Below are 16,028 nucleotides of genomic sequence, written 5' to 3'. Positions count from 1 at the left end.
CATTAAATTAACTTACTAATAATTAATTTTTAAGTAAATTTGGGCTATAATTTTAAAAATTCTATAAATGAAAAACTCTACTCTAAGTGCTTTATTATTTATTTTATTTGTAAGCTTCTCCTTAAAAGCTCAAAATAATCAAAATAAAAAAGCAACTAACGGTCAGAACTTCCAACTTACAGATCAAACTAAAGAATCTATAAACCAAACTGGATTTGCAAGATGTTTGACTGACGAAAACGAACAGGCTTTACAGCAACAATATCGCAACAGAGCTGACAGAACTGATTTTGAAAATTGGTTAGCTCCTAAAATTGCTGAAATAAAAGCAAACAGAGCAAGTCAAAGATCTGAATCGCAGCAAGTAATTTATAATATTCCTGTTGTAATACATGTTGTACATACAGGTGAAGCAGTTGGTACAGGACCAAACATTACTGATGCTCAAGCATTATCTCAAATTCAAGTTTTAAATGAAGATTACAGACGTCTTGCTGGTACACCTGGTGGAGCAAACACTACAGGTCTTGCTGTTGATGTTGAAATTAACTTCTGTATTGCTCAAGTAGATCCTAATGGTGCACCTACTACAGGTATTGTTAGACATAACATAACACCTTATAGTAATAGTCAAACACCTGCAGATCCAACTGATTGGGAAACTAGACCTAATGTTGAGTCTATGAAGTCTGTTACACAATGGGACCCTACCAAATATTTAAACATGTGGACAATAAATCCAGGAGGAAATCCTATTAATGACCTTTTTAATCCTGGATTAGGAGGATTATTAGGTTACGCTCAATTTCCTGATAATACACCTAATTTACCTGGTTTAAATCCTACAGGCGGAATGGCTAGTACTGATGGTGTAGTAGCTGGTTATTATGTTATGGGAACCATTGCAGAAGACGATGGTACATTTATGCTAGACGGTACTTACAACCTAGGAAGAACGATGACACATGAAGTTGGTCACTGGTTAGGTTTACGTCATATATGGGGAGACGGAGACTGTAGTGCAGACGATTTTTGTGCTGACACACCAAATGCTGCAGCACCAAACTATACTTGTAATCTTTTTAATAACTCTTGTACGGACAATCCTGATTTTGATCAAGTACAAAACTACATGGATTATACTAACGATGCTTGTATGGATACGTTTACTCAAGATCAAAAAGACCGTATACAAGCCATTATGGCAAATGCACCAAGACGTGTCGAGTTAAACTCTTCAACTGCTTGTTCTATATCACCAACAGTATATGTAACTACAGCTTTACCTGAAAATGTTACAGAAGGAAGTGATTGTAACTTCCAAGACATAACAATTGACTTAACAATGTCTATAGCAGGTAACGCTTCTGCAACTGCTAGTTTAGTTAACACAGGAACTGCTACAGAAAATGAAGACTTCGAACTTATTAACAACTCTGTAACTTTTGCTTCTGGTTCAACAACTCCAAGTAACTCAGTTACACTAAGAATCTTTAATGATAACTTTGTAGAAGCTGATGAAACAATTTCATTATCTGTAAATGTTTCTACTACAGGAAACGTAACTGCATCTTCAAATGTTTACGAAACAATGATTATTAATGATGATGAAGCTGTAACAACAACTACAACTACAGATGTATTCTTTGACGATTTTAACGATGGTGATGTTTCTGATTGGTCATTTATTGATTCTGATGGAGACACAAACAACTGGATTCCTGTTACTTTAACAGATTCTGGTTTAGGTGCTGGAGACATTTCTGTTTTAAGATCTTTTTCTTGGGTAAGTACTACTGGAGCTTTAACACCAGATAACTGGGCAATTACACCAGCTATAGATTTAACTTCTGTTACAGGATCTTTACAATTACAATGGAAAATTGCAGCTGTTGATCCAGACTGGGATGTAGAAAACTATACAGTTTACGTTGCAACTTCTAACACTATAACTGCTTTACAAGCGTCTCCAACAAGTTTTAACGAAAGCACTCTTGATGGAATAAACACGTTAACCACAAGAACATTAGATATATCTAGCTTTATAGGACAAACTATTTATGTAGGATTTAGACATCATAACGTATCAGATCAATTCTCTATAGAGCTTGATGACGTAAGAGTTAGCGCTACTTTTGATACTAGTGTTCAAACAGACGTTAATACATCTACTCCAGATCAATTTAACTTATTAACTTCTGGATTAGTTTACTCTACAGACGTAACAACAGGAGATATTATGACAGATATAGATAATACTTCTGGATTTAATTATGGATGTGCTACTGTTGCTGTATCAAGAGACGTTGCAACTGCAGGAGCAGATGCTGTAGCATATAATGGTGGTACTGATCCTGCTGGTTATGTTACTGCTAAAACATTTGACATTACTACAGCAAATGCTAGTACTTCAGATGCTGCTACAATTAATTTCTACTTTACCCAAGCAGAAATTTCAGCATGGGAAACTGCAACTGGTAATACCATAAACGATTTATTTGTATTAAACGAAACTACAGGAGAAGTTGTTGCTGTAACAAACTCTACTTTTGGATCAGATTATAAGCTTACTGCAAACCTTAGTATGGGTATTGCTGGTACTTATTACTTTGGTAGTCAATTAGCATTTTTATCAAATAACGATTTTGAATTAGCTAATAGCATCTCTATCTATCCAAACCCAACAGTTTCTGTTTTAAACATTAAAGTAGATAACCAAAATGACATGCCAGATTCTTATAAGGTTTACAATATGTTAGGTCAATTATTAATTGATAATAAAATTAATAATGCTAGTGATTTAACAATTGATACAACACCTTTTAGTGACGGAATGTATTTTATAAAAATTTCTAAATCAAATAGAAACTTAACTTTACCATTTATTAAAAAATAAATAGTTTAGAAAATAAATAACTAAAGCCAATTGAGTAAAATCAATTGGCTTTTTTATTTTTGTATATCTAGAAATTAAATAGTGAAAAATAAAAACTCAAACCATACAGTCTTAACCATTGGCACCTTTGATGGTGTACACATTGGACACCAGAAAATTATTAAACGTTTGGTTGAAATTTCAGAAATCAAAAATCTTACACCTTCACTATTAACCTTCTTTCCACATCCTAGGATGGTTTTACAAAAAGATGCCAATATTAAACTTATCAATACAATTGATGAGAAAAAAGACATTCTTAAACAATTTGGTATTTCTAACCTAGTCATAAAAGAATTCACAAAAGAATTTTCTAGACTAACAGCCGAAGATTTTGTAAAAAACATTCTTGTAGATCATCTTAAAGCAAAACACATCATTATTGGATACGATCATCATTTTGGTAGAAATAGAAATGCTAACATTGAAGATTTAAAACAATTTGGAAAGGATTTTGATTTTGAAGTCGAAGAAATTTCTAAACAAGACATCAACGATGTAGCAGTAAGCTCTACAAAAATTAGAGCCGCTTTACAAGAAGGCAACATAAAAACTGCTAATACTTATTTGGGTTACAACTTTATGCTAACTGGTAAAGTTATTGATGGGAAAAAATTAGGCCAAACTATTAATTACCCAACAGCCAACTTACATATAGAAGAAAACTATAAACTTATCCCAAAACATGGTGTTTATATTGTAAAGTCAATAATAGATAATATTACAGTCTATGGTATGATGAATATTGGTCACAATCCAACAGTAAATGGCAAACATCAAACTATAGAAACTCATTTTTTTGATTTTAATAAAGACCTTTACGGACAAAATTTAAAAATAGAATTATTACAAAGACTTCGTGATGAACAAAAGTTTAATTCTGTTGAAGAATTACAAAGTCAGCTTCATATTGATAAAAACAATGCTTTAGAATTTATAAAATCTCATGCTTAACAAATTCTTATTTAAACAAATTGACAATAGTTCTCTAATAGTGTTTCGTATCATTTTTGGAGCTCTTTGTTTTTTAGAATCTGTTGGCGCTATTTTTACAGGTTGGGTTACACGTACTTTAGTAGAACCTAAGTTTACTTTCAATTTTATTGGTTTTGAATTTTTACAGCCCTTACCTGGTAATTGGATGTATGTGTATTATGTATTGATGGGTATTTTTGGCTTATTAATAATGCTTGGCTACAAATATAGATTAAGCATGTTAGCATTTACTTTAATGTGGTCATATACTTATTTAATGCAAAAATCTTCTTATAATAACCATTATTATTTATTAATGCTGTTAAGCGCTATAATGGTGTTTTTGCCTGCAAATAGATACGCTTCTTTAGATGCAAAAATAAATCCAAATATCAAGGAAATTAGCATGCCTAGTTGGGTAAAATGGGTGTTTGTCATACAATTATTTATACTATACACTTACGCTTCTATTGCAAAAATATATCCTGATTGGCTAGACCTATCGGTACCTAAACAATTAATGGCTAGTAAGGCTAATTATATGATAATTGGAGATTTACTTCAATATAAATTTATAGCTCAATTAATTGCTTATGGAGGAATACTCTATGATGGATTAGTAATACCACTACTACTTTATAAACCAACAAGAAAATATATGTTTGTTGCCTCTATTTTCTTTCATTTATTTAACTCTATTGTTTTTCAAGTAGGTATATTTCCTTATTTAGCTTTAGCATTTTCGCTTTTCTTCTTTGAACCTGAAAAAGTCAAAAACATATTTTTAAAAAATAAACCACTTTACACAAAAGCTGAAATTATTGTAAAAGGCTACAAACCTATTTTAGTTAGTATTGGTGTTATATACTTTGTCATTCAAATAGCGCTCCCGTTAAGACAACATGTTTTTACAGACAATGTGTTATGGACAGAAGAAGGTCACAGATTATCTTGGCGAATGATGTTAAGATCTAAATCAGGAAGAACTAGTTATAAAATTATAGATAAAGCAACTAATAAGTCAGAGTTTATTGTAATGTCTAACTATCTAACCAAAAAGCAAATTAGATCTGCTAGCTGTAAACCAGATGTGATATGGCAATTTGCACAGCATTTAAAGAAAGAATATGCTAAAAAAGGTAAAGACATTATGGTCTTTGTAGATGCAAAAGTTAGCGTTAATGGTAGACCTTATAGACGTCTTATTGACAAAAATGTAGATTTAGCTGCTGTCCCTTGGCATTGGCACAAACACAGTGATTGGTTATTACCTTCTCAATTAGATAAATAATTTGTTTTTATAAACCCAAAATCTTACTACTTTTACCACTTAATTTTAGCGTTACTTATTTGCGTTAAGGATTGAAGTGGCATCCTTTTTTTGCTGCCACATATGGCAAAAAAAGATATAACTGAAAGCCTGACCTTTAGGTAACGCCCAAATAATAAAAAAACAATGTTACAACTACCTTTTATTAGAGAGAACAAAGAAGCGGTTATAAAACGTTTAGCTGTAAGAAATATTGATGCTAAACCTTTAATTGACCAAGTAATTATTTTAGATGAAGAACGCCGTGCACTACAAACACAATTAGATAATGTATTGGCAGAATCTAACAGTATCTCCAAAGAAATTGGTATGTTGTTTAAATCTGGTAAAGCTGAAGAAGCTAATGCACTTAAAGCTAAAACTGGCGATTTAAAAGAAAGCTCTAAAACCTTATCAGAACAGTTAAACCAAAAGGCAGACGCTTTAAGCCAATTGCTTTATCAAATCCCTAACGTACCACACGACAGTGTCCCATCGGGAAATACCGATGAAGATAACGAAGAGATTTATAAAGAAGGAGATATACCTCAATTACATAGCGAAGCGTTACCACATTGGGAATTAGCTAAAAAATACGATATAATCGATTTTGAGCTTGGTAATAAAATTACTGGAGCAGGTTTTCCTGTATACAAAGGTAAAGGTGCAAGATTACAACGTGCTTTAATTGCTTATTTTTTAGATAAAAATACAGAAGCAGGATACACAGAGTTTCAGTTTCCTCATTTAGTAAACGAAGCATCTGGCTTTGGTACAGGTCAATTACCAGATAAAGAAGGACAAATGTATCACGTTACAGGAGACAACTTATACCTTATTCCTACTGCAGAAGTTCCAGGTACTAATATTTTTAGAGATGTGTTATTAAACGAAAGTGATTTACCAATTGGTATTACAGGATATACACCTTGTTTTAGACGTGAAGCTGGAAGTTACGGTGCACACGTACGTGGTTTAAACCGCTTACACCAATTTGATAAAGTAGAAATTATTAGAGTTGAACATCCTGATAATTCTTATAATGCTTTAGACAGCATGGTTAATCATATAAAAGAGATTTTAAAAGAGTTAAAATTACCTTATCGTATTTTACGATTATGCGGTGGTGATATTGGGTTTACATCTGCTTTAACTTTTGATTTTGAAGTGTTTTCTACTGCTCAAGACCGTTGGTTAGAAATATCTAGTGTATCTAATTTTGAAACCTATCAAGCTAATCGTTTAAAACTTAGATTTAAAAATAAAGAAGGTAAAAACGAGCTTGCTCATACATTAAATGGTAGCTCATTAGCTTTACCTCGTGTTTTAGCAGGTATATTAGAAAATTACCAAACCGAAAAAGGAATTAAAATACCAGATGTTTTAGTGCCTTATACTGGTTTTGAGTGGATTGACTAAAATCATCGATAAAAGTCAATATTTCCTTACAAAACAACCTTTAAAATCGTTAAAGTGTTAAAAAATGACGTTTTTTAACGATTTTTGAGCTATCCGTTTTGCTAAGATTTTAAAAAACCTTTTATTTGATTGTTTTCTTAATTAAAACCTACCTTTATTATGAAGACTATAGCTAGAATTTTACTATGTATTCTCTTTATTGTAATAATGACTAAAATTTTTAATACAGATTTTAGCATCTCTTCAGAGTCTAAACATGGGATTGTTTTAGCCAAAAACTAAAAATTTATTACATAGATATACCCCAATCTTAGTAATTGAATCTTATAGTGAATATATGATTAATAGCACTTTTATTAGATTGGCAAATGCCTGATTAAATTCAGGCATTTTTTTTGCATTATATTTACATAATGTCCCTATCGGATTTGTTATATTTACCCTATGTTTTTAAAGCGCGTTTTAACAATATTAATCTTCTTTTTTTGCTTGTGTTCTTACGCTCAAGACGAAATTGTTGCAAATGAATATTTTAAAAATGGCGAATTTGAAAAAGCACTTTCTAGCTACAAAAGGCTTTTTAAAGACAAGCCTAACAACACTAACTACTTACTTAAAATAGTTGAAATTGAGCAAGAATTAGAACTGTATAAAGAAGCAGAACAAAGACTTATTAAAGCTTTAGAAACAAGTAAATCTCCAAATTTATTAGTAGAACTTGGTTACAACTATCAATTACAAAAAGATACAATTAACGCTAACAAAAATTATCAAAAAGCCATAGCTACACTAGAGCAAAGACCTACAAATGCCTACAGCATAGGTCGTGTATTTCAAAATCATTCATTGTTAGAAGAAGCAATTCAAGCATACACAAAAGCTATGCAATTACAACCTAGCTTAAACTTTAATTTGCAATTAGCACGTATCTATGGAGAGCAATCTAACATAGAAAAAATGTTTGATAGCTATTTAAGTTTTATCTCTGCAAATCCAACGTATCTAGACACAATAAAGCGATATATAAGCGAATTTATCACAGAAGATAGTGACAACGAAGGCAATATTATCTTAAGAAAAACCTTGCTGAAAAAAATACAGCAAAATCCAGATTTAATGTGGAACGAAATGCTAAGCTGGTTATTTATTCAGCAAAAAGACTATAACAAAGCATTTGCCCAAGAAAAAGCCATTTATAAAAGACAACAAGAAAGTTTAGATCGTGTTATAGAACTTGGATTTATTGCTAAAAATAATAAAGATTACGAGATGGCTATTTCTATTTTTGAATATGTTGTAGAAACATCTCAAGAGATTTCAACTAAGTTAGAAGCACAACTAAAAATTATAGAATTAAAGACTGAAATAGCTTTACCAAAAGACTATAATGATATCGAAAAATCGTACACTTCAATTTTAGAGCAATACGGTAAAACACCTCAAACTTTAAACATTCAAAAGTCTTATGCTCATTTTTTAGCCTTTTATTTAGAGCAGCCTGAAGAAGCTATTTCAATATTAAAAAACACGTTAAAATATAATATTCCTGAGATTTATTTAGCCGAAGTCAAACTTGAACTTGGTGATATTCTAGTATTTCAAGAGAAGTTTAATCAAGCTTTAATTTATTACACTCAAATTCAACGTAACTTAAAAAACAGTCCAATTTCTCAAGAAGCTAGATTTAGAGTTGCAAAAGCTAGTTATTATAAAGGCGATTTTAAATGGGCAGAATCTCAGCTTAAAATTTTAAAAGCATCTACATCACAACTAACCGCTAATGATGCATTAGATTTAAAACTGTTAATTAGTGATAACCGTGCCGAAGACAGTACACAAACTGCTTTAAAAAAATACGCTAAGGCAGATTTATTAGCATTTCAAAATAAAAACAAACCAGCAATAGCTATTCTAAACGATATTTTAAAAGCGCATAAAACCGAGGTTATTGTTCCGCAAGCTTTACTTAAACAAGCTGAATTATTTGAAAAAGAACACGATTACGACAGCGCCAAAGCTAATTACCTGCGCATAATTAAAGACTTTAAAGACAGTATTCTGTTAGACAATGCACTTTATAATTTAGCCGAATTATTAAACAACACTTATAACCAACCCGAAGAAGCAAAACCCTATTACGAAACGATTCTTTTTGATCATCCAGATAGTATTTTTTATGTAGAGGCGCGTAAAAAGTTTAGAAAACTTCGTGGTGATGATATTAACTAAAAAAAACAAAATGATTATATATAACGTAACCGTAAACATAGACGACTCTGTGCATAACGAGTGGCTAACTTGGATAAAAGAGCATATACCGCAAGTATTAGCCACAGGAAAATTTACAGAAGCAAAACTAACTAAAGTTTTAGTAGAAGAAGAAATGGGCGGACAAACCTACTCTATTCAATATCGTGCACATTCCAAAGAAGCATTACAAGATTATTATGCTAATCATGCAGAACAACTAAGACAAGATGGATTACAAAAGTTTGCAGATAAAATGCTTGCTTTTAGGACAGAACTTGAAGTTATAGACGAGTATTCTGTAGATTTTAAATAATCTAAATTTCATTATAATTTTAAAAACTTTCAAAAAAAATTATGTCTAAAAACCATAAAAATAAAACCGAAGTCAAAGCCAAAAAGTTTTTAGGTCAACATTTTTTGGAAGACGAAAGTATAGCTCAAAAAATAGCAGACGCCTTAACCTTAAACGGTTACGATCAAGTATTAGAAATTGGTCCAGGAATGGGCGTACTAACCAAATATTTATTAGAAAAACCAATAACAACTTATGTTATTGAAATAGATACAGAAAGTGTAGATTATTTAAAAAATAACTATTTGCATTTAGCACCACGTATTTTAGAAAAAGACTTTTTAAAATACAATTTAAAAGAAACTTTTGGGGACCAACCATTTGCAATATCAGGTAATTTCCCTTACAACATATCAACACAAATTGTGTTTAAGACTTTAGAAATGCGCGACCAAATTCCAGAATTTTCTGGAATGTTTCAAAAAGAAGTTGCCAAGCGTATATGCTCTAAAGAAGGCTCTAAAGTATACGGAATTCTTTCTGTATTAACCCAAGCATTTTATGATGCAGAGTATTTATTTACTGTGCCACCAAACGTTTTTAATCCGCCACCAAAAGTAGATTCTGGTGTGTTGCGCTTAATAAGAAAAGACAATTATAGTTTACCGTGTGATGAAGCTTTATTTTTCAAGGTTGTAAAACAAGCTTTTCAGCAACGACGCAAAACCATCCGTAACAGTTTAAAAACCTTCAATTTGTCTGATAATTTAAAAGCAAATAGTATCTTTGACCAGCGTCCAGAACAATTAAGCGTTGATCAATTTATAACGCTTACCCAATTAATTGAAAACGACAAATAATATCTGCGTTTGGAAGAAAAAGAAAACATACAATTTCAGTTAACAGATCAGCTTATAGAACAAGTAGAAATTCTTATCGAACAAAAAAATGATAAAGAATTAAAAAAACTACTTGACGAATACCATTATGCTGATATTGCTGAAATACTAGATGAAGTCGATCTAGAAGAAGCCATGTATGTGATTAAGCTTTTAGATTCTGAAACAACTGCAGATATCTTAATGGAGCTTGATGAAGACAATCGAGAGAAAGTCTTAAGAAATCTTTCTGCCAAAGAAATTGCAGAAGAAATTGAAGAGCTAGACACCGATGACGCTGCAGATATTATTGCCGAATTACCAGAAGAAAGACAGCACGAAGTCATCTCTAAAATTGAAGATTTAGAGCACAAAGCCGAAATTAAAGAACTTTTAAAGTATGACGAAGATACTGCTGGTGGATTAATGGCAAAAGAACTTGTAAAAGTTTACGAAACTTGGACGGTAGCCGGTTGTTTACGTCGTATACGTGGTCAAGCAAAAGATGTTACTCGTGTACATTCAATTTACGTTGTAGATAAACAAGAAAAACTAGTAGGTAGACTTTCTTTAAAAGATTTAATTACCGCTAAAAGCGAACAAAAAATTGCAGAACTTTCTAACGCAAATGTAGACTATGTTTTTGTAGATGAAGAAGCCGAAGAAGTAGCAAGAGTTATGCAAAAATATGACTTAGAAGCAATACCGGTTATAGATCAAGAACGTACTTTACTGGGTCGTATAACCATTGATGATATTGTAGATGTTATTCGTGAAGAAGCCGATAAAGATTATCAAATGGCAGCAGGTATCTCTCAAGATGTAGAGGCAGATGATAGTATATTTAAATTAACACGTGCACGTTTACCTTGGCTGCTAATTGGTGTTGTCGGTGGTATTGGTGCAGCAAGTATTATTGATAGTTTTAGTGGCAATTTAGGACCATATATTATCCTTCTTAGTTTTGTCCCATTAATTCAAGGTACTGCTGGTAATGTTGGCGTACAATCTAGTGCAATTATTGTACAAGGTCTTGCAAATGGTAGCATTGGCAACAATGTATTTAAAAGACTTTTAAAAGAATTACTTTTAGGCTTAGTTAATGGTATAGCAATTGGCTTATTAGCATTTATTATCACTCATTTTATATTTGGTGCGCCATATAATGTATCTTTTACCATTGGTATTGCCTTAATCACTGTAATTATTATGGCAGCATTAATAGGCACATTTATCCCAATTTTTTTAGATAAAAAAGGAATAGATCCTGCAGTAGCAACAGGACCTTTTATAACAACAAGCAATGATATTTTTGGTGTGTTTTTATACTTTTTAGTCGCCAAAATAATTTTAGGATTTTAACTAAAATGAAAATTTTACACTTAGACACCAATCATCCTTTATTACTAAATCAACTTAATGATTTAGGTTTTATTAATGATGAAGATTATACCTCATCAAAAGAAGAAATTAAGCTAAAAATTAAAGATTATGATGGCTTTATCATAAGAAGTAGGTTTAGTATTGACAAAACATTTTTAGACGCAGCAACCAATCTTAAATTTATAGGTCGCGTTGGTGCTGGTTTAGAAAATATAGATTGTGATTATGCTGAAAGTAAAGGTATTACACTAATTTCTGCTCCAGAAGGCAACCGTAATGCTGTTGGAGAACACAGTTTAGCTATGCTTTTATCCTTGTTTAATAAATTAAATAAAGCAGATAACGAAGTACGTAACGGTAAATGGCTACGCGAAGATAATAGAGGTATCGAGCTTGATGGAAAAACCGTTGGACTTATCGGTTATGGTAACATGGGTAAAGCGTTTGCAAAAAAACTTCGTGGTTTTGATGTCAAAGTTTTGTGTTATGATATAAAAGATAATGTAGAGGATGAAAATGCTACTCAAGTATCTTTACAAAAACTTCAAGAAGAAGCAGATGTTTTAAGTCTTCACACACCAGAAACGCCTTTAACAATTGGTATGGTCAACCAAGACTTTATTAATAATTTTAAAAAACCTTTTTGGTTAATAAATACCGCAAGAGGTAAAAGTGTTATAACTTCAGATTTAGTAAATGCTTTAAAATCTAACAAAATTTTAGGTGCTGGATTAGATGTCTTAGAATATGAAAAAACATCTTTTGAAAGTTTATTTTCTTCAACTTTACCAGAAGCATTTCAATATTTAATAGAAGCACAAAATGTAATTCTTTCACCACATGTAGCAGGTTGGACTATAGAAAGTAAAGAAAAACTTGCGCAAACAATCGTAAATAAAATAAAAGCAAAATTTTGCTAACTTAGTGTTTCAATAAAACACTAAATGACATACGACGCAAAAACACCCGAGGATTACATAAAACAAGTCCCTGAAGAGCGACAAGACGCTTTAAAAAAACTTCGTAAAACAATAAACGACAATTTACCTAATGGGTTTAAAGAGTGTATAAACTACAACATGATTGGTTATGTTGTACCTCACGAGATTTATCCAGATGGATACCATTGCGATCCCAAATTACCATTACCTTTTATGAGTTTTGCTTCTCAAAAAAACTCAATTAACTTTTACCATAGCGGTATTTATGCAAAACCAGAATTACATGACTGGTTTGTCAATGAATATCCAAAGCATAATAAACGTAAACTAGATATGGGAAAAAGCTGTGTTAGATTTAAAAAAATAGACGAAATTCCTTATGATTTAATTGCAGAACTAGTACAAAAAATGACAGTTGAAGAATGGATTTCAATCTACGAATCTGTTTTAAAAAAGAAATAAAATGAAAAAAAGAGTTACAGGAATTGGAGGTTTATTCTTTAAAACCAAAGACCCAAAAGCAACAAAAGATTGGTATCAAAAACACTTAGGATTTAATACCGACGATTACGGTTGTACTTTTTGGTGGAAAGATGAAGCAGGTAATAAATGCTCTACACAATGGAGTGCTTTTGATCAAGACACCAAATATTACGAACCTTCAAAAAAAGACTTTATGTTTAATTATAGAGTCGAAAACCTAGAAGAACTATTAAAGGTTTTAAAAGAAGAAGGCGTAACAATTATTGGCGAAATGGAAACCTATAGTTACGGAAAATTTGGTTGGATTATGGATAATGATGGTAATAAAATAGAATTATGGGAACCAATTGATAGTGCTTTTGAAAAATAACCAATTAAAATACAAAACCAATGAGCGAAGACAACAAAAACCTAGAAGATAAAGCTGAAGAGCTAAATAATACTACCAAAAACAAAGAACAAGCTAAAGAAAAAATAGACCAGTTTACAGAAAAAGCTGAAAATAAGTTTGAAGATATAAAAGAAGACGCAAAAGATACTTTTGAAAAAGCCAAAGCAAAAGCGAAAGAATTTGTAGAAGAAGATGCTAAAGAACTTTATGATGAGGCTAAAGAAAAAGCATCTAAAATAGCAGATGAAGCTGAAGAAAAACTTGACGAACTTAAAGCAGATGCTAAAGCAGCTTATGAGAAAGCTAAAGCAAAATCAACCGAGTTTATTAATGAAGACGCAAAAGAGTTTGTAGACGAAACTAAAGAAAAGGTATCTAAATTTGCAGATGAAGCTGAAGAAAAATTAGATGAGCTAGCAGAAGATGCTAAAGAAGTTATTGAAGAAACTACTAAAAAAACTAAAAGCTTCTTTCAAAGGTTGTTTGGTAAAAAGTAAAAATCACGAAGTCTAGACTAATGTTTAGACTTTTATTTTATTTAATAAAATTGTAATATTGCAATATCACGTTTATATAATTGAACTATGGGTTTTACTAAAAAACATATTTTTACAGATCAAATAAACACTATTGCTAACTATACAAAAGTTATTGGTCATCCTGCACGTGTTGCTATCATACAACACATTAGCGAAAATAAAGACTGTAATTGCAACGATTTAGTAAAGGCTATTGGTTTAGCACAACCAACAATCTCTCAACATCTTGCAGAAATACGTAAAACAGGTTTATTAAATCAAAAAGTAAAAGGTAAAAACTTATACTACACTATTAATAAAGATCAGTTAAATGAGTGTAGACGTGTTGTTAATGACTTTTTTGTAAAAACGCAGGTAAGCTGTTCCAAATAACTACTCATTTTCGCTTTGTTCTGACAACTTACGCTCAAGTTCTTCTTGAAACTCTTCCATTACCGGTCTAACTGTACTTTCTGGTAAGTCGGCAATCTCTATATACATTAAACCGTCTACCGAGTTATTAAACAATGGATCTACATTAAAAGCAACTAAACGTGCATTTTGTTTAATGTACTTTTTAAGTAATACAGGTAAGCGTAATGCACCTGGTTCTATCTCGTCAATAATTTTATCAAACTTATTTAAGTCAGCTTCAGTAGCATCAAACACAAAATCTTTATCTGCATCTTTTAGTTTGACCTTAAATTCTTTTTTAGGTCTAACGTATTGTGCTATATAAGGATCATAGTAATGCGATTTCATAAACTCGATCATCAAAGATTTTGAGAAGTTTGAAAATTGGTTACTAATACTTACGCCTCCAATTAAATATTTATGTTCAGGATAGCGTAATGTTGTGTGTACAATACCTTTCCAAAGCAAAAATAAAGGCATTGGTTTTTGTTGATATTCTTTAATAATAAATGCACGACCCATTTCTATAGATTGGCTCATCATTTTATACAATTCTGGCTCAAATCTAAACAAATCCTGAAGGTAAAAACCATCAATGCCGTAAGTGGCAAAAATCTTAGATCCTAATCCCATACGATAAGCACCTGCTATAACATTAGCTTCATTATCCCATAAAAACATATGGTGATAATAAGTATCAAAACTATCTAAATCTATAGCTTCGTTTGTTCCTTCTCCTACTTCTCTAAAAGTTATTTCACGCAGACGACCTATCTCACGTAACAAGTTGGGCATCTTATCTGCAGATGCTAAAAAGACCTCATAGTTTTTACTGGTTAGCAATCTTAAATCGGCATCTCGCAAAGCATTAACTTCTGCAATCATAGTTTCTTGACTTACAGGAGTTACAATTTTTTTTGGCGGTCTTATACTTTTAGGCGATTTTAACGTAGATGAAATAGTCTCTATTATTTTCTCTTTAGGTTCAAAAGAGTTAGAAAGCATATAGGTTTTTCGTCTTAAAAACTCTGAAAAGTCTGCTAGACTTTCATGTTCGTTTTGGTCTGCTACAGAAACTGGTCTACCTATTCTTACTTTAATAACACGTCTTTTCTGTGTCAATAATTCTGAAGGTAATTTTGCAGTTCTAAAAGTGTCACTAATCTTAGATAGTTTATAAAAAAGATTGCTGTTTTTGGCGTGAAAATAAATTGGAACAACTGGCACATTAGCTTTTTGCACCAACTTCATAGCGGCTTCTTCCCATGGTTTATCAACCATTAATTTTTCATCCTTATAGGTTGATACTTCTCCTGCTGGAAAAATCCCTAAAGGATGACCTTCTTTTAAATGCATTATAGCATGCTTAAAACCAGATATGCTTGACTTAGCATCTTTTCTGTCTTCAAAAGGATTAACAGGCATGATGTAAGGTTTTAATGGCTCTATACGATGCAGTAAAAAATTGGCTATAATTTTAAAATCTTTGCGTTGTTCTAACATCAATTTTAACAACAAAATACCATCAATACCTCCTAATGGATGGTTAGACACAGTAATGTAAGCTCCATCTTTTGGTAAACGTTTTAGATCTTCTTCAGGAATTTCAAATTTAATTTGAAATTCATCCAAAATACTATCTAAAAAATTTAAATCTTTTAGATGCTTATTTCTATCGTAAATTTTATTTAATGTAGAAATTTTTAAAACTTTCATTAAAAGCCATCCAACAAAAGTGCCTAAAAACCCATATTTGTCAAGTTTTATAGCAGACGAAACTTCTTTAGCAGTGACTAATCCCATTTATTTTTTTAAAGTTAATGCCCACAAAAGTAAGCAA

At 31.5% G+C, this 16,028-nt stretch carries 14 protein-coding genes; 13 read left to right on the top strand and 1 reads right to left on the bottom strand.

Features of this window, described 5'->3' with window-relative positions:
- The first annotated feature begins 67 nt into the window (after positions 1 to 67).
- The 13 genes from INR78_RS06660 to INR78_RS06600 all read left to right on the top strand — a co-directional run bounded on the left by INR78_RS06660 (position 68) and on the right by INR78_RS06600 (position 14,167).
- Positions 68 to 2,896: a M43 family zinc metalloprotease gene (locus INR78_RS06660; RefSeq protein WP_223077985.1), complete on the top strand. Its 2,829-nt coding sequence runs from the start codon at positions 68 to 70 to the stop codon at positions 2,894 to 2,896.
- Between the two features lie 81 nt (positions 2,897 to 2,977).
- Entirely contained in the window at positions 2,978 to 3,889 is a 912-nt protein-coding gene (locus INR78_RS06655) for a bifunctional riboflavin kinase/FAD synthetase (protein ID WP_255593137.1), read from the top strand.
- Positions 3,882 to 5,201, top strand: coding sequence for an HTTM domain-containing protein (locus tag INR78_RS06650; protein WP_223077984.1), 1,320 nt, complete (start codon positions 3,882 to 3,884; stop codon positions 5,199 to 5,201). Before INR78_RS06655 ends, INR78_RS06650 begins: the two co-directional genes overlap by 8 nt.
- 165 nt (positions 5,202 to 5,366) lie before the next feature.
- Positions 5,367 to 6,638 (top strand): serine--tRNA ligase, encoded by a 1,272-nt coding sequence (gene serS, locus INR78_RS06645; RefSeq protein ID WP_223077983.1) that lies wholly within the window; start codon positions 5,367 to 5,369, stop codon positions 6,636 to 6,638.
- Positions 6,639 to 7,082: 444 nt separating this feature from the next.
- Positions 7,083 to 8,867 carry a tetratricopeptide repeat protein gene (locus INR78_RS06640; RefSeq protein ID WP_223077982.1) on the top strand — a complete coding sequence of 595 codons (1,785 nt, stop codon included), beginning with the start codon at positions 7,083 to 7,085 and terminating at the stop codon, positions 8,865 to 8,867.
- Positions 8,868 to 8,877: 10 nt separating this feature from the next.
- Positions 8,878 to 9,201, top strand: coding sequence for a DUF4286 family protein (locus tag INR78_RS06635; protein ID WP_106677507.1), 324 nt, complete (start codon positions 8,878 to 8,880; stop codon positions 9,199 to 9,201).
- A 41-nt stretch (positions 9,202 to 9,242) separates the two neighbouring features.
- Positions 9,243 to 10,040, top strand: a complete 798-nt coding sequence (gene rsmA, locus INR78_RS06630; RefSeq protein ID WP_223077981.1) for a 16S rRNA (adenine(1518)-N(6)/adenine(1519)-N(6))-dimethyltransferase RsmA — start codon at positions 9,243 to 9,245, stop codon at positions 10,038 to 10,040.
- A 9-nt stretch (positions 10,041 to 10,049) separates the two neighbouring features.
- Positions 10,050 to 11,420, top strand: coding sequence for a magnesium transporter (gene mgtE / locus INR78_RS06625; RefSeq protein WP_255593136.1), 1,371 nt, complete (start codon positions 10,050 to 10,052; stop codon positions 11,418 to 11,420).
- Between the two features lie 5 nt (positions 11,421 to 11,425).
- The gene (locus tag INR78_RS06620) at positions 11,426 to 12,361 is read left to right on the top strand and encodes a 2-hydroxyacid dehydrogenase (RefSeq protein WP_223077980.1); all 936 of its coding nucleotides are present in this window, start codon (positions 11,426 to 11,428) and stop codon (positions 12,359 to 12,361) included.
- A 24-nt stretch (positions 12,362 to 12,385) separates the two neighbouring features.
- On the top strand, positions 12,386 to 12,844 hold the full coding sequence (locus tag INR78_RS06615; protein WP_223077979.1) for a DUF1801 domain-containing protein: 459 nt from the start codon (positions 12,386 to 12,388) through the stop codon (positions 12,842 to 12,844).
- A gap of 1 nt (position 12,845) precedes the next feature.
- Entirely contained in the window at positions 12,846 to 13,235 is a 390-nt protein-coding gene (locus INR78_RS06610) for a VOC family protein (RefSeq protein WP_027879562.1), read from the top strand.
- A 20-nt stretch (positions 13,236 to 13,255) separates the two neighbouring features.
- Positions 13,256 to 13,753: a hypothetical protein gene (locus INR78_RS06605; RefSeq protein WP_223077978.1), complete on the top strand. Its 498-nt coding sequence runs from the start codon at positions 13,256 to 13,258 to the stop codon at positions 13,751 to 13,753.
- 87 nt (positions 13,754 to 13,840) lie between these two features.
- Complete coding sequence (locus INR78_RS06600; protein ID WP_223077977.1) at positions 13,841 to 14,167, top strand: helix-turn-helix transcriptional regulator; 327 nt, start codon at positions 13,841 to 13,843, stop codon at positions 14,165 to 14,167.
- On the opposite strand, the gene INR78_RS06595 is transcribed toward INR78_RS06600, so the two are convergent.
- Positions 14,168 to 15,991 carry a lysophospholipid acyltransferase family protein gene (locus tag INR78_RS06595; RefSeq protein WP_027879564.1) on the bottom strand — a complete coding sequence of 608 codons (1,824 nt, stop codon included), beginning with the start codon at positions 15,989 to 15,991 and terminating at the stop codon, positions 14,168 to 14,170. It abuts the gene before it with no gap.
- Between the last annotated feature and the right edge of the window lie 37 nt (positions 15,992 to 16,028).

Origin of the sequence: Mesoflavibacter sp. SCSIO 43206, assembly GCF_019904215.1 — a bacterium.
GTDB classification, from domain to species: Bacteria; Bacteroidota; Bacteroidia; order Flavobacteriales; family Flavobacteriaceae; genus Mesoflavibacter; species Mesoflavibacter zeaxanthinifaciens.
This window is presented reverse-complemented; position numbering and strand designations above follow the sequence as displayed.